This window comes from Streptomyces sp. NPDC107528 (assembly GCF_055639295.1).
This window is the reverse complement of the sequence record NZ_JBVKAV010000010.1, coordinates 370,319-393,200: the sequence shown is the minus strand read 5'-3', so window position 1 is coordinate 393,200 and position 22,882 is coordinate 370,319. Positions and strand designations below refer to the sequence as shown.

Genomic DNA, 22,882 nt, shown 5'->3' with positions numbered 1-22,882 from the left:
TGTGCGGGCACGGACCGGCCGTGTGCATATGCCTTCCCATCGGGCGGCAAGAGGGATAGCCAGTGGTACGCCGGGCTTCCCCTAGGCACATCCTTGCTCGCTATCCTTCTGGTGTGAACGTCGCGCATCTCTGAAGAGTGAGTCATGGCGGTGTTGTCCTGTGTTGACCTTGAACGACCTCATCGAGGGTGAACACCCGGTTTTGCGGTGCCTCGCTCCAGTGTCCACGGCTGCCGCCGCCCAGGAAGTGGACCATGTGACCACGGAGGGGAAGGTGCGCAAGGGCTCGTTGATCGTCATCCGCAGCCCCTCTGACTGGCATGGAGATGCGCAGCAGATGCGTCAGAGGGCTGCGTTCATGGCCCGTGCGGGCGCCGTGGGCTTGGTGGTCACCGAAATTCCCGACGCGGACGAGCGATTGTTGTCTGTGCCCACAGCCGTCCCCGTGTTGGTGCCCAGTGTACCCAGCACCACCGCTGAGCTGGTCGAACGCATTCTCCGTCTGCAACTGGAAGCCGTACAGGACTGGGCGCAAGCTGAACAGCGTCGCGCCCGCCTAGCAGAGCAGTACGCCGAACTGCTGTCACGGCTCCTTTTGGACGGCCGCGGGCCGGATGCCCTGGTGAACCATCTGCAACAGTGCATCGGAGGTCGCGTGACTCTGCTTCCCGACCTTGACGACGCGGGAATGCTCGCGCCGCTGCTGGAACACGGAGCAGCGCTGCGAGATCTGGTGACAGGCCGTACCAGTGAGGCCCTGTGGTTGACCTCGCCGGATGAGCAAGCGCTCGTCCATCCTGTCGGAAGCCGGCCTTACCACCTGATGGTCGCCGTCCGCCCGCAAACCCAGCCGTGGTCTGGCAGCGAGCAGGCGCTGATTCAGAGAACTGCACTGGGGGTGACCTCGGTGCTGCGTGCGGAGAGCCTGGACGTACGGGAGGCGCGGTTGGCGGAGGCATCGATGGCCATTCGCGTCTCGGTATTCCAGCACCTGATGGACGGAAATTTGCCTTCCGCAGCACGCGCCGCGCAGCCACTGCTCCCCGGGTTCGTCTCGGCGGGCGCGGGCGAGGTGGTCATCGTGGAGGGGGCGCCCGGCGAGAATCGCGGGACCCTGGCCAGCGAGGTGGAGCGCACTCTGAGTCCGCAGCATGCGCTCGTTCTGCTGTGTCCGGTGCAGCACCGCCAGGTCATCGCTCTGGTCCCGAGCGGCCGCAGCACCGGGACGGCGTTCCTGCTGGAACCGGTGGTCGGCGCCCTTCCGGGCCGCGTCGCGGGTGTCAGTCCCGCCACGCCGTGGGAGCAGACCGAGACGGCTTACGACCAGGCAACGGAGGCACTCGAGGAAGGCAGGTCGCTGCACCAGAGGATCGCAGTGCATGACGGGAGGGCCGCGCTTGTCGGCCGGCTAGGTCTGGACGCCCGGATCTGGGCGGCGCAACTCCTGCGGCCTGCGACAGAGCGGAGTGATTGCTCGCAGGAGGAGCGTCAGAACTTGCTGCGGATCTGCCGGACGGCGATCTTCCTCGGTGAGGCCGAGGCCATGAACCGATTGGGTGGATGGTCCGTTTCAACCATCAGCAAGAAGCTGACGGAGCTGTCCAGAATGTGCGGACTGAGCAGAAGCTCACTCTGGGATCGTGTGGCTCTGGACCTTGCCTTGCGACTGTCGACTCTCCCCCCGCCGACACCGAAGGACTTGGAGCGGCCAGTGTCACTGGGCGTGGCCCTGGACCATCCGCGGGCGCAGGAGTGGAAGCAAGAAGTACTCAAGCCGTTGTCCGGCGAACTCCGGGAGCTGCTGGTTACCTGGGTGCGACACAACTTGTCCAGTCAGGAGACCGCAGCGGCTCTGGGAGTCCACCGCAACACGGTGAGCAAGGCGCTGCGAAGGGCGGGTGCCTTGACTCACCTGATGCTCTCCTATCCAGGAAAGCGCCACGAGCTGGCCTTGGCCTTGTATCTCGACGGCGCAGAGGACTTGGCAGGCTGGCCGCAAGCCCTGGACCGGCGACTGAATCCGGAAGGCACAGCTGCAGGGCCGATCTCGGCAGCAGACCGCAAGAGCGGGGAGACGGAACAGGCGAGTACCGCCAGGATGTATGACTACTACTTGGGTGGCACCACCAACTACGTGGCTGACCGGAGGGCCGCGCAAGCAGTCATCAAGAACGCTCCGGCCACAGTCGTTGCCGCGCGTTCGAACCGGAGCTTCGGCCACCGGGCAACCCTGTGGCTCGCAAAGCAGGGGCTTCGGCAGTTCTTGGATCTCGGCACGGGTGTGCTGACACCGCCGAGCCTGCACGAGATCGCACGGTCTGTTGACGAAACGGCGCGGGTGGTTTACGTGGACCGTGATCCGGAAGTGGTTGCCTACGCCCCCAGCCGCCTGGTCGGCCCCCCTGGTCAGAGTGCCTACATTCAGGCCGACATCACCGATCCGGTGAGTGTCCTGGACTCACCAGAGGTCCTGGACGTGCTCGATTTCCGGCGGCCCATCGCGCTGAGCATGAACGCCGTAGTGCAGTCAATCCGGGACGAGCAGGATCCACAGCGGATTGTGCGGTGCTTCGTCGACCGGCTCGCCACGGGCAGCTATGTGGTGTTCACACACTTGACTCCGGACTTCGACCCAGAGATGGCTGAGGCCATCGAGCAGGAGTACCGCCGCTGCGGCTACCGTCTGACTTTCCGCAGCCTCGCCGAGATTGAGCCATTCTTCCACGGCCTTGAGCTGATCGAGCCCGGCATCGTCTCCACGCAACTCTGGCACCCGGACGAGCCTGAGTACCTTTGGCCCACGAATGCTCAAGCGTGCATGTGGGGTGGAGTGGCGCGCGTCCCGTAGGCTCCCCACAGGCGCCGCGGACCAGGCCACGAGGCGCCTGCACACGATGCGGGCGCGGGCGCACACCAACGTCCTCCATTCAGCGGCGAAAGCACATAGACACTCCGCGGCTGCACACTCCTCCCGGTGAGAGCACGCTCCTAACGTCGTTCACATGAACGCCACAACCACCCAGCTGAAGCGCCCCAGCACCGAGATCCTCGAGCGCACAGTCTCGCCCGATCGGCCAGAATCGGCGGTGGAGTGCCGCTTCACCGCCGCACGCGGCCCCACCAAATGCTGCGTCCATATGCACGCCTCGGCCGATCATCTAGCTCAACTGCGCCGTCTCGTCTGCGCCACGCTCTGCGAGGCAGGGGTCGGACCGGAGGAGCGCGATGGCGCGGTACTCGCCGTCTCAGAGCTCGTGTCAAACGCCATCAGGGCGTGCGGCACCAATGTGCCCCTGCTGGTCGCGGTCAATGTGAAAGACGGTGTCGAGATCACCGTTCATGATCCGGAACCAGTCTTCGTGGTTCCGGACCGGCGAACCGCGCTCGATGATACGGACGCAGAAAGCGGGCGCGGCCTCGCACTGCTGGACGTCATCGCTCCCGGCTGGGAAATGCATCCGGATCCCGGCGGAGGCAAGCACATCACATGCCGCATTCAAGGCCTTTGATGCCCCCGCTCGACTTCGCTGAGACGCGCATCGCCGCAACATTGGGCAGCCCGGCTCGGATACAGCGCAACCAAAGAACTCTCCGCGTCCCGCGCTAGGCCCCCTAGCACGCACGGATCAACCCGTGCCCTCATCTACCCTTAGGCCAAGACGAACCGTCTCGTATCGCTAGTCAGGAGCGACCCCATATGAAACGGTACCCCTCGGAATCGAACCTAGGTTCGATAGCGAATGAGTCGCAAACACTCACGAACCCTTGCTCCGACCACCTTGACTTCCAGATCCTGCAGCTCATGCGAGCTAACCTGCCGGACGTCGCGATAGGTCACAGGCTGTCGCTCGGGCACCGTACGGTGCAACGCCGCGTGCAACGCATGATGGAACGGACTGGCACCGTAAGTCGCTTCACCCTCGGCATCCGTATCAGTGAACTAGGACTGCTGCGTTCTGGGAGGTCCTGCGACGGCAACTGGCAGGCCGTGGGAGATCCAGCGATCGGCGAACAAACGCCACGAGGTGCGGGGCAGACTCGACAGGCCGCGGTCAGCGACTCAAGGAAGTCGGCCGGACCACATTCGGCCAGGTGAGCGGCGCATTAGGCCGTCAACGACACCCAGGCGGATCCCAACGGCGCAGACCGGCGCTCCCCTTCTTTGCCCGCCATAGGAAGCACGAAGGGCGACCAACAGGGATCAGCTGCAAGGTCGGCTTTCGTGATCGACCGTCGCGGAGCGATGCCACCATTGGCCGGCCGACGGCTGGGGCCCTCACCTGAAGGCTCCAGCCGCGTGCAAGCAAGCTCCCACAACATCGTGGAATCCACCGACGGTGAACAATAGCCACAGAGCACCGCCGAACTGTGGTTCTGACCCCCTCTGCATCGCGTCAGGCCGCGCAGAAAGAAGCGGCCCGCGGCGCGCCAACAGCGCCGACAGCGCCGACAAAACCCCTACCGACATCGGCGGATCAGCAACGGCTCAGTCCACGCCAGGCGGCACCCGGGTGGCCTGGTGGTAGTACATGCGCCAGCCCGCGGCGGCTCCGTCTCTGTTGCGCCAGATCGAACTGTGCCTGGTCCTGCGTTCGCCGATCATGGTCTCGAAGGTCAGATGCACCAACCCCGGGGCAAGTAGCACGCCCGACATCCCCGAAGGTTCATAACGGGGAGCGTCCACCGAACTGCCCGGATGGTCCGGCAGTTCATCGAGCATGACATCACGTGTCCACCGCCGCCCCGACCCACCCACCTCGACGAACTCCGGATCAAGGAGTTGCGCGGCGCGTTCCCGCGAGGCCCGAACACGCGGGTCCATGAGCTGCAGCTCGGCCGCAATCGCTTGGTTCACATCATCTGTTGCACTAGCCATGGAGTAATTCTCGCCGTCTCCACCGCGCCTACCGCAACCGGATTAACTGCTGGCAAGCGACGCACAGCCTGTTCCAGGAGCCCCCGCAGTCTCAGGTAGCCCAACGCTGCCACACACACGGCCCTAGGACGCCGTTCCTGGTGCTGAGACCGGTTCGTCGAGCAGTGGAGGGTATATCTGTTGAGTGGCTGGTACCCGACGAGTTGTGGGTACTGTTCCGGCGGGTGGTGCCACCGACCGAGGCGAAGTGTCCGCAAGGCGGAGGTCGACCTCGGGCTAATGACCGCGAGTCCCTGGCTGCGATCATCTGTGTCGTACGTGAGCGCAGACGCCTCGCCTGCTCCCGGCAGCCCGACCGCGCCGCGGGCACCACTTCAACCACCAAGGCACCGCAAGAGTCGCTGGCGCCCTCCACCACACGTCGATCCGGGGAAGCAGTACCTCCTCGATCGCCGTACTCGTCACGGCAGGAAGCCGTCGGAAAACGACCCCCGCCCGTCGCCGGCTTGGAACTTCATGAAACTGCCGGCCAGCGCCCGCTTCAAGAATCCTCGTCAGTGTCAACTCTTGCTGCAGTCGCTGAAGGCAGGATTGGCATAGTTACCTCATGTACTTTGCATCGCGAACAGAAGTCCGCCCGTCGGATCGCTCGGTCTTGTACCCCTTGCGGGCCGGTACGAGTGTCCGCGGGTCAACAGCCTCAGCCGGTGTTCCTGTCGCATAGACACCTTTAGGGTCGCTGTCGCGATCGTGCGGCAGCAGCCAGAAGACACGCCTGCGGAAAGTGCCTGAGCACGGGGAGGCCTTGGCTCTCGGCCCCAGGATCGCGTAGCCCACCATACGTCCGTCGCGATGGTATGCAGGCTTCGCTCGCCTGCTAGGCAGCCGGTCGAGGCTCTGACGCACATAGTCGAGGTCTGCTGTGTCTTCAAGCCAGACGAAGTCAGTCTCGTGCTTGATCTCATCCTCGGTAATAAGGGAGCTCACTCTGTCTCCTCGTCGGCATTGAGCCCGATGCCCGGATAGTACTTGCGCTGGTTGGAAAGGATCATGTCCTTGAGGGAGCACAACCCGATCGTTTCGCGTACCCGGCTTGCGAATGCCCGGGATGAGATCGCGGGAGCTCCCTCATTCTGGCACCAGTGCCTGTATGCGGCGTACAGACGAGCCTGCTCAGTTCGGAATTCAGGATTGATCGTGCAGCACTCCCCCAGGAACCGGCCGGTATGATCCTCTGTTTCGGCGTAAGCCGTAGTCGCTAGACGTACGCGTGCTGGGCCTGTGAGGTCCCTGTCCCCCGCAAGGTAACGGCCGGCTCCTTCGATCAGCCAGTTGAGAATGCCAGGCCCCTCCTCCGCAACGAGCACATCGGCAAGGTTGTCGATCTTTCGGTCGTCAGAGACAACGCGTTCGAACGGGATCAGCCGCATGCGGCGCCAGAACGCGAAACCACCCGTTCCAACTTCGGGATGGTGGTTGCCCAGGAGCCAGAGTTTGTGAGTGGGTTCGAAGCTGAAGAAGTCCTGGCGCATGCGGCGCGCCTTGATGCGATCACCACCGGTCAGAAGCTTCACCCGGGCTTCGTCAAACTTATCGCCTGGTTTCACCTCGGAACAGACCACCACACGTCGCCCGTGGAGTTCCGCAAGGTCAGTGGGGTGGCCTTCGTAGGGACGGGTCATGAGGAAACCAGGCGGGGCAGCATCGGCGTAGTCACCCAGCAGCTTCATCAGCACGTCCAGAAGAACCGATTTTCCGTTCTTGCCTGCACCGAAAAGGAATGGCAGGACTTGACCACCTACATCGCCGGTGATCGAGTATCCGAGAAGCAAGTGCAGGAAGTCAGCAACTTCCGCACCCTCTCGGTCATCCCCGAAGGTGTCCGCCAGGAAGCGATTCCAGCGAGGAGTAGGGCGCGGCTGAGGACCTACCGATGTCGAACGGGAGTGGTAGTCCCTCTGCGGGTCGGCGCGCCGAATCTGACCGGTGCGTAGATCCACGATCCCGACAGGGGTACACAAAGCGTAAGGGTCTGCGTCAAGTGTCGCTGCGCTCACAACCATTCCGGGCGCTGACCTGGCCTGGCTCAGCATTGCGTTCATACCAGCCGTGGACAGCGAGCGGCGGCGGTGCTGTTGCAGAACTGCAGTGGTGAAAACGCCGCGTGGATCATGATCAGCAAGGCGTTCCGCGAGGTCACCTGCAGCCCACACAACGGTGTCGTCCTCGTCCATCTGCCAACGGGTTTCAGCCCACTTGAACCAGCCCAGACCAGGGACGTACCGGTAGTCGTCGGCATAGAGACTGGCAAAGAGCTTCGCATTACCCCGGTCGCTCAGTGTGTCCGGGAGCAGTCCGGTTGCAGTAGTTGTTGCGACCTCGCCCATCGTGAACTGCGGCTCTCGCAGCTGAGTGGGAAGGTGCGCTGGTGCCGCGAGGATGCGCGCAGCCACAGCCTGCGAATCGAAATCGAACAGGCGCCCTCCATCATCAGAAGCCGTCATGTACGGCTCCTCACGGAGGCTCTACCAGCACTATGGGCTACAGGGCTCGATGCAGTCTGGCGGGCTCGTACCTCCTGATCATGGCTATTGACGACAGCGGCCTGGGCAAGTACGTGATCAGAAGGCACCTCAGGAAGGGGCCACCCCGCCGCGACCGGTGCCTCCCATGTGAGTGCAGTGAGGTGGAACTCCCCTCGGCAGCCAGCCTGTTCGGACGTTGCTCGGCAGAAAATGAAATCCGCCAAACCGGCAGGAAGCGTCCGTCCCAGGCGGGCGCTCCTAACACCGGCGGCGGGTTGACACGAGCAGTCGAATGAGTGGCATGGACTGTTGCGAAGAGTGTGTGCAGCCAATTGGCAGGCTCGGCAGCGCGCGCTACAGCTGTGGCCCGGCTGAGCTGTAGTCGAACAGGACGTATAAGCTATCAAACCGGGACAAACACGCCGTGAGCAGCTGCGCACAACTCGCAGCTCAGCACACATGCTTCCCCCTGACAGCGACTCAAGCAACAGAAACACACTAGCGAAGTGTGGATACGGAATGCGCACCTCATGGTAGAAGTCGGCGCCGTGTCGACCAGCAGGGCAGAGCCCCCTCAGCGACCCAAGCAACCCAACAACGGAAACACACTAGCGAAGTGTGTATGGGCACGGCGCCGCCCGCCGACACTGACCCGTTGTCGACCGCCAGGGGCAGACGCTCCTCGCCAGCGCCTCAAACGTAGAGGACTGCAGGCCGCCAAAGGGCCGCACCTGGGGTCGGCGCGGGATCACCCCGACAGTGCGCGTTTTCGGCAGAAGCCGTGGCCGCCTGTCGGTGGCCAGACTGCTGTGCTTCAGGCCGGGCCCGCCCGCCCGCCTGTGCTACCGGCTGCGCCGGCACACCGGCCGCAAGGGCGAGCGTCGCTCGCTGAGCGAGACGAACTACATCCGCCTGCTCAACGGCGCCCACCAGCTGCTCAAGGCCCCGCTCATCGTGGTGTGGGACCGGTTGAGCACCCAAACCTCCAAGACGATGCAGGCGCTCGTGGCCGAGCAGGAATTGCCGACGGTCATCCTGCTGCCCGGATACGCGCCCGAGCTCCCTCGCCGGGACCGGCCTCACTCTCGACAGACCGAACTGACCCAAATATGCCATAGTCAGGTAACGGGCAGTCCACACACTGCCCGACTCGCCAGAAGCTTACGGGGCCGTGATCACTCGCCCCGAAGCAGCTCCACCGACTTCACTATCCGCTGCTGTGTCATGACCGATGCAAAGTCCGGTCACTGCGGAGCGGTATGAAGTCCCAGTACAGCCTCTGCTCCTCGTCCACTACGGGCATGTAGTCGTTGAGGGGCTGGTTAGTCTCGAGAGACGTGGCGATCGTCTCCATGAGCACCGACAGAGACGTCCACATCTCGTGTGATCCACGCATAATGCCTTCCGTGGCCTCAGCGTCGTGGACGCGCCCCCGGTCGATCTCGGGACGGTGGTCCAGTACGAGGTAACCCCCGCCAACCTTCCGCGCGATGGGGATCAACTGCGGATGTCCGTACAGGACGTGGCTGGCCCCGATCTTCATGAAGTCGTAGTCCACCTCCTCTCCTTCCTCGTCCGCCGTACGCTTGTCGTAGAAGCGGGTGAAGAGTCGCCACTCATCCGCTATCTCGCGTGCACTCATCGGTCTGTAGAACCCTGGCAGAAGCGAGAATCGCTGGTCGAGGAGACCGTCGTGCCGCAAGAGTGACATCACCAAGGGCTTCAGCAGTGGCCGGCCGATGACGCGTTCGGCTGCGGCGATGTCCGCCGGATCCGCGGGCGGCGCCAGCGCGGCGTAGGTCGCCGGGGCGTGCTCGGCCAGCCAGTTCTCGATTCGCGTCCACGACTCACTGATCGGTGCTGTCATGGCACGGCATCCTGCCACCTGCTGCTGACAACCTCCGTAGACTGTGGCCGTGCCCCCGATGCAGCCGACTGGGGCCGTCTCTGGGCCGCGCGAGGGGACTCCGTGATGACAGGCGACGACACCCGCCGACCGTTAATCCAATGGCCAGAGGGGCGGCGGCTGGAGTGCGTGCAAGTCAGGCAGATGCCGCCTCACTTCTTCGGCTACTGATCGCGCTCGATGGAGCACAGCACCTCGCGTCCGTCCCTCCTCCAGCCACGGCGCCACTGGTAAACCGACTTCTCACCCACCCGTAACTCCCTGGCGATGCAGGGACTTCCTCCGTCCTCCTCGAAGAGGTCAACGGCCCGCATGCGCACCTCTTCCCGGCGCTTGCGCTGCTCTGCGGTCAGCCCGCCCTCATCCGGATACCGCATGCCTCCGACGTACCAGCCCGGACGGACCGCGTCACCAATCCCGACACAGATCCAGACCCCAAGACGCCGAAGTCAGTGTGCCCTTGAGCGCATCGTGCAGGACTCACACCGTGACCACCCGACCATCGCCACCATCCTGGCTACTTACGTCCGCACCCACGCCAGCAAGCGTCCCGCCAAGGACCGGGGTGCCCCGGCCGACGTGCAAGCGGCCGTCACGGTCCTCGTTACCCGCGATGTCGCTCACGACAAGCAGTTTGCCCTAGACCTCCACTCGGCCTGGCTGCCTCAGGCCGACCTTGCCCCTTGGCCTTCAGACAGCGAAAGCGATCCACCGAGTGCTCACCTAGCAGCCGCGGATCTGAGCCAGACACACTGGAGCGACGCAGATCTGTACGGCGCAAACCCCCGCGAGGCACACCTGACGGAGACAGACTTGAGCGGCGCGATATTGGCTACCGCGGACTCCGTGGCGCGTCCCTCGATGGCGCAGACCTACGCGGCGCGGATCTGTTGGAGGCGAATCTGCGCGGCGCCGACCTGGGCGGTGCAAAGCTCAAGGACGCGAACCTGCTCGACGCGACTCTGCGCGAGCGACCCTGATCATGGCTAACCTATTCGGCGTGAACCTGAGGGGTGCGGACCTGCGCGGCGTGGACCTGATGAAGTCCGATCTGCGCGGTATGGAGGGGGAGGAGGGGCGTCTCGACCCGCTGAGCGATCTGATACCGGCAGTGATCGCAGGCTCCCCGACTTCAAGCTGGCCGACCCCGCTCAGGTGCCGATGGTCACCGCAGTGCTGACGGCCGCCGCGATGGGAGTGGACCTCGTGGCCTGGCGCGACCAGTTCGGGATCATCCCTCCGCAGGAGGCCGTGGCGCACAGCTTCGTGGTGTGGCTGCTTGCCGACCTGTACGACATCCTGGTCAATCAGCCCGCCACGGAGCTCGTCATGCAGGACGCCTTGGTCACCGAGACCGGCTGACGGCCGCCGAAGAAGACGTCGGGGCGCCGGCCGCGGAGCGCCTGACCGGCATCAGCGGCATCGTGGTGCGAAAGTACGTCCCGGAACTCGTTGCAGGGCGAGGTGGTCTCCTGCCTTCCGACGGCCACCTAGTGCTGTGACCGCATAGGTTCGCCGGGTTGGTGGTCGTCGCGGTTGGATGCGCGGTGACGTCTGATCCGACCGTTGGAGGCGTCGTGGCCGAGCCTGTCCGTGTGCGTAGACTGACCGATCAGGAAGGGCAGAAGCTGCAGCAGATCGTGCGCCGCGGCAGCACCAACTCGGTGCGTTACCGGCGCGCAATGATGCTGCTGGCCTCGGCCGGCGGGAACCGTGTGCCAGTGATCGCTCAGCTGGTCCAGGCCGATGAGGACACCGTCCGGGACGTAATCCACCGCTACAACGAGACCGGCTTGGTCTGCCTGGACCCTCAGTGGGCGGGAGGCCGTCCCCGCCGACTCACCCCTGACGAGGAAGATTTCGTCATCCAGACGGCCACCACCCGCCCCACCAAACTTGGCCAGCCCTTCACCCGGTGGTCCCTGCGTAAGCTCGTCGCCTACCTGCGGAAAGTGCACCGCCGGATGATCCTCATCGGCCGCGAGGCGTTACGCGGCCTGCTCGCTCGCCGCGGCATCACCTTCCAGCGAACCAAGGCTTGGAAGGAGTCCCCGGACCTCGAACGCGACGCCAAGCTGGACCGCATCGAGGAGGTCCTGGATCGCTTCCCTGACCGGGTCTTCGCCTTCGACGAGTTCGGACCGCTCGGGATCAGGCCCGCCGCCGGCTCCGGCTGGACCGCACGCAAACACCCCGACCGGCTGCCGGCCACCTACCACCGCACCCACGGGGTGCGGTACTTCCACGGCTGCTACTCGGTCGGCGACGACACTCTCTGGGGTGTCAACCGCCGCAGAAAGGGCGCCGCGAACACGCTGGCCGCGCTGAAGTCGATCCGCGCCTCCCGGGCCGACGGAGCCCCCATCTACGTGATCCTGGACAACCTGTCAGCCCACAAGGGCGACAAGATCCGTCGCTGGGCGGAGAAGAACAAGGTCGGGTTGTGCTTCACCCCGACCTACGCCTCGTGGGCGAACCCCATCGAGGCCCACTTCAGACCGCTGAGGCAGTTCACCATCGCCAACTCCAACCACCCCAACCACCCCGTGCAGACCCGGACCCTGCACGCCTACCTGCACTGGCGCAACGCCAACGCCCGCCACCGCGATGTCCTGGCCGCCGAACGCAAGGAACGTGCCCGCATCCGAAGCGAGAAAGGCATCCGTTGGGGTGGAGGCCCCCTCAAAACGGCTGCGTGATCCAACACGGGGGATCTATACCGCAACAGCGCTAGCCGCTGATGTAGATGAGGGCGGTGCGTTGTGCCCCGACCAGGAGGAGACAGGAATCTCCCTCGCCGTCCAGGACCGATTCGAGGGGAAAGTTCTTGGCATAGGCGAGGACAGGTGGGATTCCGGACGCCCCAGTGGTCTCGGTGACGATCGTTTCGAGGAGTTCGCGGGCGAGCCAGGAGACGAGCTCATCGCCGGGGATCTCAGGCGTCGTGGAGTCGAATTCCCAGATCAGGGTCTGAGCTCGGGCCACCGCGACCATGTTCTGCTCGGACTGTGTCAGCGCGGCTTTCAAGGAAGCGGCATCCAGTGCCCAAAGGACGTCGTCGGTTTCATTGTCGCCCTCCTCCGCGATCAGCCAGTGGCAATCTCCAGCCCAGCCCGCACGGAAGGCAGCGTCAGGGTCGGCGACGCTCAAGTCGATGTCATGGGTTCCAAAGGTCACATCGAAGGTCACCGCGTCGACGTTGTTGATCCGCAGGAATTCGCTGAGCAGTGTTGTAACGCAGGCGATCCGGTATTCGGACCCATCGTTGGCGGCGGAGGCGACCGGCATGGGGGCCAGTGCCAGACGCGTTGTCGTCTTGCCGGAGCGCACGAGCAGGTGCAGCTCATCGTCCAGCGCGAGACCGCCCGGCTCGGCGGCCACCGTGATCCGCAGCAGGTCCGTACCGTCTGCCGCCCGGCAGCCCGCTAGATATCCGGCAAGCGCCCGGCCTCGCCGGTCCAGGCCGTCAGGTCCCGACTCCAACGCTTCGACGAGGAACGCGAACGCCTGCTCCGCACCGTCGTCCGGAAGGCCCCACGAGGCATGCAAGGGGCCGTCACATGTCTCGTCCGGGTCTTCGATGTCAAACCGCTCAACGGCTACCGGATAACGCCGCCCGTCGAGGCCGGCGAACGTAAACGGGAACCTCCCGTAGTCCGACACCTCGGCCAGGGAGGGAGCGGCGGTCCACTCTTCCTCGTAGGACGCCTGAGCTTCGCCGCCGACGACCGCCAAGCGCCATCGCGGCAGCCACAATGCAAGCAGATGCTCTATGGCTTCGATCGGGTCGATGTGGCGGCGCTGCGCCTCCGTCAACGTCCATCCTCCGAGTCCACGCTTGTGATCGCAGCAGAGCCTACAGGGAGCGGCCGTGGCCGCTAGCGGTTGCCACGAACGCAAGGCAGCGGCCTCGATGTCACGGACCCGGACGAGTGTGTGTCACGGAACCCCGTGAACGTATGTGATCACAGCACTAGCGGTGCCAGTTTCACGATGAGGGCTCCCGCCCGAGCGGCGGACAGGTGAAAGGCTGACTTGTCCAGGCGCGCGAAGGGCCTTTGGCGGATTCCCGCCTGCTCCTCCAGCCAGGTGCGCCGCCTCTTCAAGCAGACACTCGAGTAGACCAAGCCCCGAATTCGCAGCTCGCCGGCTTCCGACCGGTGGACGTGGCTAGTGATCGCCGCCTTTGCCCAGCTCCGGCTCGCGCGGCCGCTGGCCACCGATCTCCGCGCCCCTGGGAGACCGGCTCCGCCGAATAGGCTCACGCCACACGTTTCGCCCAGGCGTACGGAGGTGTCGCCTGAGCGGGTCAGGCCGAGGCGGCGTACGGGGGCGGCCAGGGCGAAGTCGCAGGCGCAGGCCGCTACCAGGGGGGCGTTGACCGCGAGGATGCCCGGGTCCGCAGGGGGTCAGGAACCTGTGCGGAAGGCCGGCTCCCCGGCCAGTGCACCGAAACGGCTTCGTACCGGGCCTGGCCGGCCGCCGCGTTCGAAGAACCGCCGCCCGGCCATCCGTCATGACGTGAGTCCTTGCCACCGGCGAGGCATACAGCCGCCCCGCCCCACCACGAGAAGGGCACCAAACCCCGGCGCACCGAGGAGCGCAAACTTGACGGCCTGGGCCATGTGCAGCCGGCACGAGGCCGAAGAATTTCACGGGGTACGTCGGTGGATCTCAGCTCAGTGATCATCGCTGTCGCAGGCGTCGCAGGAACCCTGGGAGGGGCGCTACTCACCCAGCGCGGCTCCGAACGAGCGAAGCGCCTGGAGATCGAGCTCGTTCGAGACCATGAGGAGGTTCGCGAGGCCTGTTCGCTGAGACGCACCTGCTATGTGGAACTCAACCGGGATGCCCGGCAGTTCACCACCGCTCTCAACCGACACCTGTACGTCATGAGGGAACGCGGCGTGGAGGAGGCCGACAGCGACGCACTCGATGAGGCGAAGAACGCGCACCGCGATCGATACTCCGAAGCACAGATGATCGCCCCCGAAGAAGTACTCAGGCGAGCGAGTGTCGTCAACCAAGCCCTGAACAAGGTCTACGGCCAGGTCAAGCGCCTCGAACGCGGTGCCCCCGAACCAGGCGAAACAATGGAGACCGCGGCCCAGGCCCAGTACGAGGTCTGGGAGATGCTCCGAACTATGAGAACCGCCATGCGCCACGACCTCGGTGTGTCGCATGAAGATTGAGAGCTGGCACTCAGCTCAGTGCGAGCTCTCTTCTGCCTTGACCAGCCAAGAACTGATCGAGTCCCAGGGGCGTTGTCAGTGAGGGCGGGCAGGATGGCGAGCATCCTCCTACCAGCCCGTACGAATTCGCCACTCTGGTAGCCGACTTCGTCGACTAATCCCAGGACGCGAGAGACAGGGCGAGGGGGCCGTTGGGCACCAGCGAGCTACCGTCGAACGCACCTCCCGAGCTTCCTACTGGTCCGCTGCCCACTCAGCCAGGTACGCGGAAACGTACTCGGCTCAGTAGCGTCGACGTCGACGCTCCGCCAATCTCCCCCTCGGGCGCCGCCTGAGCCATCAGCGTGGAGTTGGCCGACACAAGAGGAGGGCGTGTGTCCGTTTCACCCTCGGAGGCTACTGTCCGGGGCGAAAGCGAGGAGGTTCCGAATGCGACGTGCGGTCCACCGTGTGACGCTGGTCGGCCCACTGGTGGCGTGTTGTCTGGCTGTCGCCGCCTGTAACGGGGATGACGGTGGCGACGAACCATCGGCAAGCCCATCACCGGAAGCCACCACCGAGACCAGCACACCGGAAACCGATCAGCCCACCCCCCCTTCGGACACGTCCGCCCCGACCGACGGCGGCGGAGACACCAACGAGCCGGCCCCGACTGATGGCGGCGGAGACACCAACGTTCCCCCTCCTCCTCCCCCTCCCAGCAGCGACGGCCCTAAGCCGACTCCGGACGGCAGCGACGGTGGTGTCCCGACTGACGGAATCACCCCAGGCGCCGCCCGACCGTGACGGCTCCGGACAATGCACGCGGGGATTCCGGTCGCGACGTCGACTCGACAGCGATCCTGAAGCTCGTCATCGCAGAGGCGTCCTTCATCGCAGCGCTCATGTTCTACGTGGGGCTTATCTACACCAACCGGTACTATCGCAACTTCCATCTCTCTCCTTCCTCCCTCGGCTTTGGATTCAACGAATACGTAGTCGAGAGTCTCCAGCTGCTGTCGCGACCGGTTCTCGTCGCCGTGGTCGCCCTGCTTCTGCTCACAAGCGCACCGCATTTCATCAGGCGTCTACCGCTCACCAGCCGCCTCCGACGACGTGCCGCAGCCGCGTGGGGCGCCCTGGCGCGGCAGTACTGGCTGTTCGTGGCAGCTGGCCTTGTGCTTTTCCTGCTGTGGCCGCGGATCGAGCCGAACTGGGCTGCCCCCGCCACGGTAGCCGCCGGTCTGATGATGGGTCAGAGCGAGGCCGCGTTGCGTGGCAGAGGCCAAGGGCTCCTCGAGAGGGCAGTACCGCTCTTCGCCGCCCTAGCCTTCCTGCTCCTCGCCCTCACTCTGCTTGCTGCACAGCTCGGCGATCGCGAGGCGAAGCAGGCAGCGGACCATGTCGTCCGCTGGCCCGGGATCGTCCTCTTCAGCACCGAGCGTCTGAGCTTGACCGGCCCGTCCGGCCTCAAGGCCGACGATCTGGGTGCGGGCACTTATCTGCGTTACCGCTACACGGGCCTGCGGCTGCTCATCGAGCGTGACGACAACTACTACGTGGTACCCGTCGGATGGAATGCGGCAACCGACTCCGTCTACATCTTCCGCGAGAACGACGCGACGCGGATCGAACTGACGCCGGGCGTCCGATGGACCTAGTACCACGGGCCACGGACTGAGGCTCGGCGCCGTCGGGGCAACCGGGCTAAGGCAACACCACGCTGTGCCGGCGCTCCCACGCCCGCATTGCCTCCCAGCCCATAGGGCGGTGCCGGACCTCTGCCGGCATGGCTTCCCGCAGGAGGGCTATCGCACGGGAAATCGCATCTTCCACGCCCTACAGTTACCACCGGGCACTGACACTCTGGCATCGGGCCACCGGAGGCAACGGGTACAGACAAGCTCAGCCTCGCACGGCGGCTACAGCGACACGGTGCAGCAGATGTGCGGTGGGCAGACGACCCTGGGTCTAGCGTCGGAGCCCGGCGAGGGCCGTTCCGGGCTCGGCGGGCATCCTCAGCACGAAGCGGCAGATCTCCTGATAGGCGAAGTCCCACACGGGGTTGTCGTCGCAGTGCACGTCGGTGAATCCCGCCTTGCGCAGCACACGAGTCCAGTCAGTGTGCCGGTGGCGTGGGGAAGGGCGCTCGTCGCCAGGGGTGTGCGGCTGCCAGCCGGTGAGCACCAGGCGTCCGCCGGGCCGAAGGATCCGGTGGATCTGCCGGGCTGCGGCGATGTGGTCAGAGGCGTACTGCAGGGAGTCCAGGGAGAAGGCGCGGTCCACGGACTGTTCGTTCAACGGGAGACTGGCGAAGTCGGCTACGTGGAAGGACGCGTCGACCGGCAGAGCCGCGGCCCGCTGGCGGGCTTGCGTGTTGGCGACTGGGGAGAAGTCGAGGCCGACCAGGGTCGCGTGTGCGAGGCCGGCGATCCATAGGCCGGGTCCGCCGGAGCCGCATCGGAAGTCGACGAGGCCGTGTCGCTGGTGCAGGTCGGCGCAGAGGGAGGAGAACATGTCGAGGTCCGGGGGCAGGGCGGGGTCGAAAGCGTGCGATGTTGCTGAAAGCCCTGTCGTGGTCCTCGCTGCGAAAGAGCCGGTCGAACTGGCTGCGCTGGTCGTCTGATGGCCGGCCGTATCTGCCGGGACGGATGGTGTGCTCATATCTGGCTCTCCTGGTCGACGGTGATCGTTATCTGGCGCAGGAGTCGGTCCGCGTGGTCGTCGACGGCGACGGGATCGCGGCCGGTGACGATGACGTGGCCAAGGCGGCTCAGGTTGGACGTTGCTGGGCCGATCAGTGTGCCGGCGCGGACACGGACGGCGAGGATGGCCTTAGTCACTGCTGGCAGGCCGGTGACCGTGGTCAGGCGGCCAGGCCAAGGGCAAGGGCGTTCGCGCACTTGAAGTAGCGGGACATACTCCAGGAGCGATCTCGTCCTCGGAAACCATTACGACGTGCCATCCATGCTGCTGCACATTCTCGATGATCGTCAGATCCAATGCGGTCCGCTTCGTCCCGGTCACCGTATTCATGGCAGAGGACGCAGCGGCACTGGAACGGATCACGAGTCATGTGCAGAGGCTGCGAGGTAAGCGTTTGATTCGGGCAGCGGGGTTTCTAACGAAACCGTCATCCTCAGTGACCGCGATCATCTTCGTGGCCACCTCGGGATACACCTGGAACCAACTGCCACCGGGTTTCGGGCTTTCGGGCTGTCGGGGGTGACCAACTTTCGCCGACTACTGGGCCGAGGCCCGGGCGTGGGCCGAGTTCGCCACCGCCTGCTCCAGGACGACTCGGCTTCCGCGGGACCTGGACTGGTCGCGGTGCGCGATCGGCTCCGTCAGCGCCCGCGCCCTCGAAGGGGGCAGCTGACTTGGGGTTCCCCTCACAGCCCAGGAGGCTTGCTTGCGCCTGTGGCTTTCACGGACGTGACCCATGCCCATGCCCGTGTTAGCCGGGGCGTATCTCAGTGCCTGTGGGTGTGGTGGTTGCGCACAGCAGTGATGAAGGCGTCGTGGGCCTCCACGTTGAAGAGGTGTCCGCCGGGGAGGGTTTGTAGGCGTGCGCCGGGAATGAGGCGCGCAAGTGTCTCGGAGTCCTGGGCTGAGACCAGCCGGTCCTCCTCGCTTGCGAGGACCAAGGTGGGTGCGCTGATCGTGGGGAGGGCATCGATTCCGTTGAAGGCTCGCTGAGCCAGATAGAGAGCTCTCCAGTCGTCGAGGGACTGCTCCATCGGGTCGTTCTCGGGATACTGGAGATAGGCGCGGTTGTCGGGGTGCGCGAGAAATGCGGTCGAGAACAGCCAGGGGCAGATGAGATCGAACATTTGCCGGGGCGTTGCTCCGCCGCTGTAGACATCGAGGACTGCGTCGAGGAACAGCCGGGCCTGCGGATTCATCACGGCATAGGTAGCGGCGAGAACCAGATCGGCAGTGGCCTCGGGATAGCGCGCCGCGAACGACTGCGCCACCAGGCCGCCCATCGAGAACCCCACTACGTGGGCCGGGCCGAGGGACTGGCCGGCCAGGACCGCTGCCACGTCGTCAGCCAGGTCGTCGATGCGGGCTCCGACGGCGGACGTCGGCGTAAGACCAGAACCGCGCAGGTCGATCGAGATGACGCGGAAGTGGTCTGCCAGCGAACTCCTCTCCGCCTCCCAGAACGACGCGTCCCCCCCTAGCCCATGCAGCAACACCACCGGCTCTCCACGGCCGCTACCCGTCCAATGCACCGGACCGGCGGGTCCTTCGGTGAGGGGCACAACTACTCCTGTTCATAACTACGGGTCAGGGGGACGTCGCCAGGCGAGCGCACCAGCGTGAACTACAGCCTGCATTTCCACAACTGAATTTGCGGCTGCGCTCGACACACGCTCCGCCTTCCGGCAACCACTGGCCGCACGCGGTCAGGTGGAGCCGTCCTGGGTAGCCCTCTCACGGGGCTGAGGCCGCGCGTCTTGGGCGCGTCGGTGGTGCAGTTGCGGTGGGTGTGTCCAGCGGCATCCGCGGCGGGGCCATCCCCGCACGGCAAGATCTCCTGGCTGCGGAACCCCGGCGCGGGCATGATGTGCACGGGCAAGTGGACGCTGGCTTCGCCGCGGCCGAGCACCAGTGCATGAGGTTGGAGATCGCCGACGAGGGCAAGTCCGCCACGACGCCGTGGTGTCCTACGGCGTCGTACTGGGCGCTGGGCTGGGGAAGGTCTGACCGCAGCACCATGGCGGTCGCTTCGATGGGGTAATGGACAACGACGGGGACGACGAGTTCCTGATCGGCATGCGGGGCCCGCTCCGGCGCAGGGCGTCTGGTACTACAAGCTCGACGCGCAGGGAAACACGCTCATCGAGCAGCAGGTGAGCACCGAATCGATGAAACTGGCCGAGGCGCACCTCGGCATCACACCGACCTGCTGGCCGGGGCCCAGCCAGCTGATCCCCTCACCGCCGGCCAGCAGAAAGGACTCCCGGTCCGGTCGGGGGGTGCCCTGGAAGCGGGCCGACACCACGCCGTGCACCACGGTGAAGTGTGAGGTGTCCACGGCCGGAACCGGCTCGCGCAGTTCGAGCGCCCCGTTCAGCGCGTTGACGTCGGTGGGGAACTTGTGGCCGACCGGCGTCTGCAACTGGCCGCCCTCCCGGACGCCGCGGACCTCACCGGCGCCGGCTTACCGGACCTCGTCCTTTCGACTACCCGGTACTCACCGACATCCACACCCTGTCCGCGCTGCGCAGGACGCGTGTACCCGCCACCATGACCCGGCGGATGCCCACCCGGGACGGCGGGGCGGACTGGCCGGCGCTGGAGGCGAGTCCGCGCGGCGTGCTGCTGCGGCCGGAACAGGCCGCCTACGAACAGGCTCGCCTGCTGGTCAACCAGCGCTTCGACGGCATCCGCCCTCAGGCGATCGCCTATCCGGCCGACGTCCACGACGTCGTCGGATGCGTCAACTTCGCCCGCACCAGCCGCATACCGCTGGCACTGCGCTCCGGCGGACACAGCTACGCCGGATACTTCACCGGCCCCGGACTCGTCCTCGACACCAGTTGTGGAGATCGTCACCGCCGGGGGCGGTGGCGGCAAGGCCGCGCGGGCCGCGAGATCGAGAGCGTCGGCGACCCGCCCGCCGGCCGACGGCTCCTCCGGGTCCGGCAGCGCCACTCACACAGCACAGCAGCGTCATGCCGACGGCCACACCGGCCAGGCGCTGGGGCAGGGTGTCCGGCGCGTAGGGCGGGAAGCAGGCGAGGATGTAGAACAACTGCAGGTCCGGGACGGTCCCCGACAGCTGCGCGAACGCCATGGTCAGGATCAGCGTGAACAGCCCCTGCGCCCAGGCCGGCCCCCACGCAACGCCGTGGAGCGAGGAACAGCTCGAACCGGACCCCTTCCCCCCTCCTGCTTGCAGTGGCTGTCGGGCGGCGGGCAACAGATGCTCGTTCTCGCCCGCGCCTTGCTGTCTCCAGCGGCCAAGACGGGCAACTCGGCTCCTGCTGCTCGCCGAGTTGAGCCTGGGTCTCGCACCGATCGTGGTGGCCGGCTCCTGCCCATCGTGCGCTCCCTGACCGACCGACGCATCGCGATCCTGCTGGTGGAACAGTTTGCAGGGCACGCGTCCTCGCGTCCGGCCCCGGGCGCGCGGCGCGCGACAAGGCCTTCACCGTGCGGGCCGCCTTCGGGAACGCGTCCGCCTCAGTTGGCTGGCAGTTACGCGCCATTGCCCCCCCCGCAGAGCCAACTCGTCACAGGCGGCTCGTTTCACCGTGCCCCTGGGACGTGACGACACCGTCGAACGCGACCCTGACACGTCGTTCCTCCTGTGCGCCGACGCCATGGCGACCTACGGCGGGAGCACCCTGCGTTTCAGCGCGCGCATACCGTGACGACCGTCGCCGCCCTGCCTATGCCGCCTATGGGCGACGCTCGTCTGAGCGCTCTGGACTGAGTGTCCGCGACTAACGGATGGGAGCCTAGAATGCGACCGCAGCACAGCAAGCAGACGGGCCGACGACGGTCCGACGACGGCCCGGCGATCAGCCTCGGCGGCGTCTAGTACGCCAAGGGACGGGGTGTGCACGCCCTATCTGGGCTCTTCACTTCGAGGAGACAGTCGCCCACCCTAAGTGCGGCACGATCCGGGCGAGTTCCTCCATGGAAGCGGTATCACCGCCCCGGCGACTGCTCCGGAATGATCGGAAGCAGCAGGTGCGCCCGGTGGTCGGGCCCCCAGTGCAGCCTGCAGCTTCCCTGGCGACGGGTCCGGTAGGCGGCAGGGAACTGGCCGGTGATGGGGTTGCGGGGGGAGAGCCATCGGCCGGCCACCACGAGGCGCAGCTGATCGCCCGCGTGGAACAGGGTGGAGGAGGCGCCGAGGGCGATGTCGACGGGGACGATCTGGCCTGCCGCTACCGGCTTGCGGGTGAGGCAGGCGGGAACGGGTTCGAAGGGGCGCGACTGCTGGGGATCGAGTTCGCGCAGCGCGAGGTTCTGCCAACCCGTGGTCACGCGGTCGCGGCCGTACCCATAGGAGCCTTCGAAGCCGACGAACCGGCCACGGTTCCACTTCTCGACACCCACCACCAGGTCCATGTCGTCCGCGCCGTACATCTCGACGTACAGGCGCAGCGACATGGGCCCGGTCACCTCGAGGTCCTCGGGAACCGTCCAGCCGAACCGTGCTGCGCCGCGGCGGACGTCGAAGGAGATCGATCCGCTCTGCGAGGGGCTCGCAGTGAGTCCGTCTGCGCCGAGGTAGCGCGGTGTCCACTGGGTGCGTTCCAGCGGCCAGGCTGATTCTTCGCGCACCTGCGCGATGTGGTCGGCGCGGTCACGTACTTCGAGCCGGACGCGAGGCAAGGACGGGACGTCTCGACCACGCAGATGACGGTCGAAGAACTGGAGCTGTGCGGTCCGGGCCTCGTCGCTGTAGAACGTGGCCCACTTGCCGCCACGATGGGTGTAGAGGTGCTTCTCGGTGGAACTGATCTTCTCGAATCCTGCGATGGAACCGCGGCTGTGCAGGTTGTTGTCGGAAAAGCTGCCGCAGATCAGTGCCGGCACGTTGATCATGGCCAGGTCCGGGTCCAGCGAAAGCCACCAGTCATCGATCACCGGTCGCTGTGCGCTCTCCGTCTGGAGGGAGTACGTCTGGCGCGTCTTTTTCATACCGAGGTTCCAGAGCTTGAGGAAGCCGACCTCGGGCACGCCGCCGGGGCGGAGCAGGCCCCGATAGGCGTTGCTGAACCCCTCCCACGGTGCAATCGCCTTCAGAGAAGGGGGACGGGTCGCGGCGGCCCTCCACTGGGACAGCGCCAGATAGGAGACCCCGAGCAGTCCGACGGAGCCGTTGCTCCACGGCTGCGCTCCCGACCACTCGACGAGGTCATGGATGTCTTCGCCTTCCTGCTGGGACATCAGTGATCCGACGCCGTCGGAGGTGCCGGCGCCGCGAAGGTCGCAGTTGACCACGGCGTAGCCCTGGCGGACCCACCATGCAGGGTCCGGCGCCTCCCAGCTCGTGAGCGAAGAGAACCGGACAGTCCCCGTCTGACGCAGGATCCGGTATTGGGGTGAGACCTTCCACCGGCCCGCGCGAGTGAACTTCGGGAGCTTGTCCTTGCCGTAGGGGTGGGTCGCCATGACGACCGGCACCGGTTCCTCGCTCCGGGGGCGGTAGACGTTGACGCGGAGGACGGTGCCATCTCTGGTGACGACCTGCTGATCGTTTTCGATGACGATGCTTCCGGGCTCGGGCCGGTACACCGAGAACGACGGCCTCAGCATTCCGCGGACGCGGGCGGCGGCGTAGCGCGCTCGCCCGGGCCTGTGCCAGGGCTTGTCGTGACCAGCCGCGTCGTCGTGGTTCGTACCCATGCTCCGCCTCCTTAGAGTACGACTACAA

Annotated in this window: 19 protein-coding genes and 5 pseudogenes; 11 read left to right on the top strand and 13 right to left on the bottom strand. The window is 65.7% G+C overall.

Features of this window, described 5'->3' with window-relative positions; genetic code table 11:
* Positions 1-169 precede the first annotated feature (169 nt).
* On the top strand, positions 170-2,848 hold the full coding sequence (locus ACZ7L5_RS31195) for an SAM-dependent methyltransferase (RefSeq protein ID WP_471520802.1): 2,679 nt from the start codon (positions 170-172) through the stop codon (positions 2,846-2,848).
* Positions 2,849-3,002: 154 nt separating this feature from the next.
* On the top strand, positions 3,003-3,509 hold the full coding sequence (locus tag ACZ7L5_RS31190) for an ATP-binding protein (protein ID WP_471520801.1): 507 nt from the start codon (positions 3,003-3,005) through the stop codon (positions 3,507-3,509).
* Positions 3,510-4,486: 977 nt separating this feature from the next.
* On the opposite strand, the gene ACZ7L5_RS31185 is transcribed toward ACZ7L5_RS31190, so the two are convergent.
* The 3 genes from ACZ7L5_RS31185 to ACZ7L5_RS31175 form a co-directional block, all read right to left on the bottom strand.
* Positions 4,487-4,876 carry a nuclear transport factor 2 family protein gene (locus ACZ7L5_RS31185; protein ID WP_471520799.1) on the bottom strand — a complete coding sequence of 130 codons (390 nt, stop codon included), beginning with the start codon at positions 4,874-4,876 and terminating at the stop codon, positions 4,487-4,489.
* A 600-nt stretch (positions 4,877-5,476) separates the two neighbouring features.
* Entirely contained in the window at positions 5,477-5,863 is a 387-nt protein-coding gene (locus ACZ7L5_RS31180) for a DUF6009 family protein (RefSeq protein ID WP_471520797.1), read from the bottom strand.
* Positions 5,860-7,380, bottom strand: coding sequence for a DNA primase family protein (locus ACZ7L5_RS31175; protein ID WP_471520795.1), 1,521 nt, complete (start codon positions 7,378-7,380; stop codon positions 5,860-5,862). Before ACZ7L5_RS31175 ends, ACZ7L5_RS31180 begins: the two co-directional genes overlap by 4 nt.
* A gap of 732 nt (positions 7,381-8,112) precedes the next feature.
* Here ACZ7L5_RS31175 and ACZ7L5_RS31170 point away from each other — a divergent pair.
* Positions 8,113-8,463 (top strand): annotated as a pseudogene (locus ACZ7L5_RS31170) (IS630 family transposase); the annotation flags it as partial.
* Positions 8,464-8,623: 160 nt separating this feature from the next.
* Here the strand turns inward: ACZ7L5_RS31170 and ACZ7L5_RS31165 are convergent.
* Complete coding sequence (locus tag ACZ7L5_RS31165; protein WP_471520793.1) at positions 8,624-9,268, bottom strand: SMI1/KNR4 family protein; 645 nt, start codon at positions 9,266-9,268, stop codon at positions 8,624-8,626.
* 221 nt (positions 9,269-9,489) lie between these two features.
* A pseudogene (locus ACZ7L5_RS31160) lies at positions 9,490-9,684 on the bottom strand (helix-turn-helix domain-containing protein); the annotation flags it as partial.
* Here ACZ7L5_RS31160 and ACZ7L5_RS31155 point away from each other — a divergent pair.
* The 5 genes and pseudogenes from ACZ7L5_RS31155 to ACZ7L5_RS31135 all read left to right on the top strand — a co-directional run.
* Positions 9,620-10,126: pseudogene (locus tag ACZ7L5_RS31155) on the top strand (pentapeptide repeat-containing protein); the annotation flags it as partial. The pseudogenes ACZ7L5_RS31160 and ACZ7L5_RS31155 sit on opposite strands and share 65 nt — an antisense overlap.
* Positions 10,060-10,287: a pentapeptide repeat-containing protein gene (locus tag ACZ7L5_RS31150; RefSeq protein ID WP_471520906.1), complete on the top strand. Its 228-nt coding sequence runs from the start codon at positions 10,060-10,062 to the stop codon at positions 10,285-10,287. The pseudogene ACZ7L5_RS31155 and the gene ACZ7L5_RS31150, both read left to right, overlap by 67 nt.
* 2 nt (positions 10,288-10,289) lie before the next feature.
* Positions 10,290-10,487 carry a pentapeptide repeat-containing protein gene (locus ACZ7L5_RS31145; protein ID WP_471520791.1) on the top strand — a complete coding sequence of 66 codons (198 nt, stop codon included), beginning with the start codon at positions 10,290-10,292 and terminating at the stop codon, positions 10,485-10,487.
* Complete coding sequence (locus tag ACZ7L5_RS31140) at positions 10,469-10,669, top strand: hypothetical protein (RefSeq protein WP_471520789.1); 201 nt, start codon at positions 10,469-10,471, stop codon at positions 10,667-10,669. Before ACZ7L5_RS31145 ends, ACZ7L5_RS31140 begins: the two co-directional genes overlap by 19 nt.
* A gap of 215 nt (positions 10,670-10,884) precedes the next feature.
* A complete protein-coding gene (locus ACZ7L5_RS31135; protein ID WP_471520787.1) occupies positions 10,885-12,006 on the top strand; it encodes an IS630 family transposase in 1,122 nt (373 codons plus the stop codon).
* Positions 12,007-12,037: 31 nt separating this feature from the next.
* Here the strand turns inward: ACZ7L5_RS31135 and ACZ7L5_RS31130 are convergent, their stop codons facing one another.
* The gene (locus ACZ7L5_RS31130) at positions 12,038-13,123 is read right to left on the bottom strand and encodes a hypothetical protein (protein WP_471520786.1); all 1,086 of its coding nucleotides are present in this window, start codon (positions 13,121-13,123) and stop codon (positions 12,038-12,040) included.
* Between the two features lie 445 nt (positions 13,124-13,568).
* Positions 13,569-13,713 (bottom strand): annotated as a pseudogene (locus ACZ7L5_RS31125) (DUF58 domain-containing protein); the annotation flags it as partial.
* Between the two features lie 276 nt (positions 13,714-13,989).
* Between ACZ7L5_RS31125 and ACZ7L5_RS31120 the strand changes: the two are divergent.
* Both ACZ7L5_RS31120 and ACZ7L5_RS31115 read left to right on the top strand, forming a co-directional pair.
* A complete protein-coding gene (locus tag ACZ7L5_RS31120) occupies positions 13,990-14,499 on the top strand; it encodes a hypothetical protein (protein ID WP_471520784.1) in 510 nt (169 codons plus the stop codon).
* 782 nt (positions 14,500-15,281) lie between these two features.
* A complete protein-coding gene (locus ACZ7L5_RS31115) occupies positions 15,282-16,139 on the top strand; it encodes a hypothetical protein (protein ID WP_471520782.1) in 858 nt (285 codons plus the stop codon).
* A 310-nt stretch (positions 16,140-16,449) separates the two neighbouring features.
* On the opposite strand, the gene ACZ7L5_RS31110 is transcribed toward ACZ7L5_RS31115, so the two are convergent.
* From ACZ7L5_RS31110 to ACZ7L5_RS31095, 4 genes are all read right to left on the bottom strand, one after another.
* Positions 16,450-16,995, bottom strand: a complete 546-nt coding sequence (locus tag ACZ7L5_RS31110; RefSeq protein ID WP_471520780.1) for a class I SAM-dependent methyltransferase — start codon at positions 16,993-16,995, stop codon at positions 16,450-16,452.
* 143 nt (positions 16,996-17,138) lie between these two features.
* A complete protein-coding gene (locus ACZ7L5_RS31105; RefSeq protein WP_471520778.1) occupies positions 17,139-17,381 on the bottom strand; it encodes a hypothetical protein in 243 nt (80 codons plus the stop codon).
* 570 nt (positions 17,382-17,951) lie between these two features.
* The gene (locus ACZ7L5_RS31100) at positions 17,952-18,746 is read right to left on the bottom strand and encodes an alpha/beta fold hydrolase (protein WP_471520776.1); all 795 of its coding nucleotides are present in this window, start codon (positions 18,744-18,746) and stop codon (positions 17,952-17,954) included.
* 548 nt (positions 18,747-19,294) lie between these two features.
* Positions 19,295-19,606 carry a hypothetical protein gene (locus tag ACZ7L5_RS31095; RefSeq protein WP_471520774.1) on the bottom strand — a complete coding sequence of 104 codons (312 nt, stop codon included), beginning with the start codon at positions 19,604-19,606 and terminating at the stop codon, positions 19,295-19,297.
* 128 nt (positions 19,607-19,734) lie between these two features.
* Here ACZ7L5_RS31095 and ACZ7L5_RS31090 point away from each other — a divergent pair.
* Positions 19,735-19,968, top strand: a pseudogene (locus tag ACZ7L5_RS31090) (hypothetical protein); the annotation flags it as partial.
* A 28-nt stretch (positions 19,969-19,996) separates the two neighbouring features.
* Here ACZ7L5_RS31090 and ACZ7L5_RS31085 read toward each other — a convergent pair.
* Together ACZ7L5_RS31085 and ACZ7L5_RS31080 are read right to left on the bottom strand one after the other, a co-directional pair.
* On the bottom strand, positions 19,997-20,284 hold the full coding sequence (locus ACZ7L5_RS31085; RefSeq protein WP_471520916.1) for a hypothetical protein: 288 nt from the start codon (positions 20,282-20,284) through the stop codon (positions 19,997-19,999).
* A gap of 860 nt (positions 20,285-21,144) precedes the next feature.
* Positions 21,145-22,854: a CocE/NonD family hydrolase gene (locus tag ACZ7L5_RS31080; protein ID WP_471520772.1), complete on the bottom strand. Its 1,710-nt coding sequence runs from the start codon at positions 22,852-22,854 to the stop codon at positions 21,145-21,147.
* Between the last annotated feature and the right edge of the window lie 28 nt (positions 22,855-22,882).

Excerpts from the sequence above, each read along its gene's own strand:
- ACZ7L5_RS31190 (WP_471520801.1), top strand. The coding sequence starts at position 3,003 with ATGAACGCCACAACCACCCAGCTGAAGCGCCCCAGCACCGAGATCCTC.
- ACZ7L5_RS31140 (WP_471520789.1), top strand. The coding sequence starts at position 10,469 with ATGGTCACCGCAGTGCTGACGGCCGCCGCGATGGGAGTGGACCTCGTG.
- ACZ7L5_RS31165 (WP_471520793.1), bottom strand. The coding sequence starts at position 9,268 with ATGACAGCACCGATCAGTGAGTCGTGGACGCGAATCGAGAACTGGCTG.
- ACZ7L5_RS31175 (WP_471520795.1), bottom strand. The coding sequence starts at position 7,380 with ATGACGGCTTCTGATGATGGAGGGCGCCTGTTCGATTTCGATTCGCAG.
- ACZ7L5_RS31145 (WP_471520791.1), top strand. The coding sequence starts at position 10,290 with ATGGCTAACCTATTCGGCGTGAACCTGAGGGGTGCGGACCTGCGCGGC.
- ACZ7L5_RS31085 (WP_471520916.1), bottom strand. The coding sequence starts at position 20,284 with ATGGCGTTCGCGCAGCTGTCGGGGACCGTCCCGGACCTGCAGTTGTTC.
- ACZ7L5_RS31110 (WP_471520780.1), bottom strand. The coding sequence starts at position 16,995 with ATGTTCTCCTCCCTCTGCGCCGACCTGCACCAGCGACACGGCCTCGTC.
- ACZ7L5_RS31080 (WP_471520772.1), bottom strand. The coding sequence starts at position 22,854 with ATGGGTACGAACCACGACGACGCGGCTGGTCACGACAAGCCCTGGCAC.
- ACZ7L5_RS31185 (WP_471520799.1), bottom strand. The coding sequence starts at position 4,876 with ATGGCTAGTGCAACAGATGATGTGAACCAAGCGATTGCGGCCGAGCTG.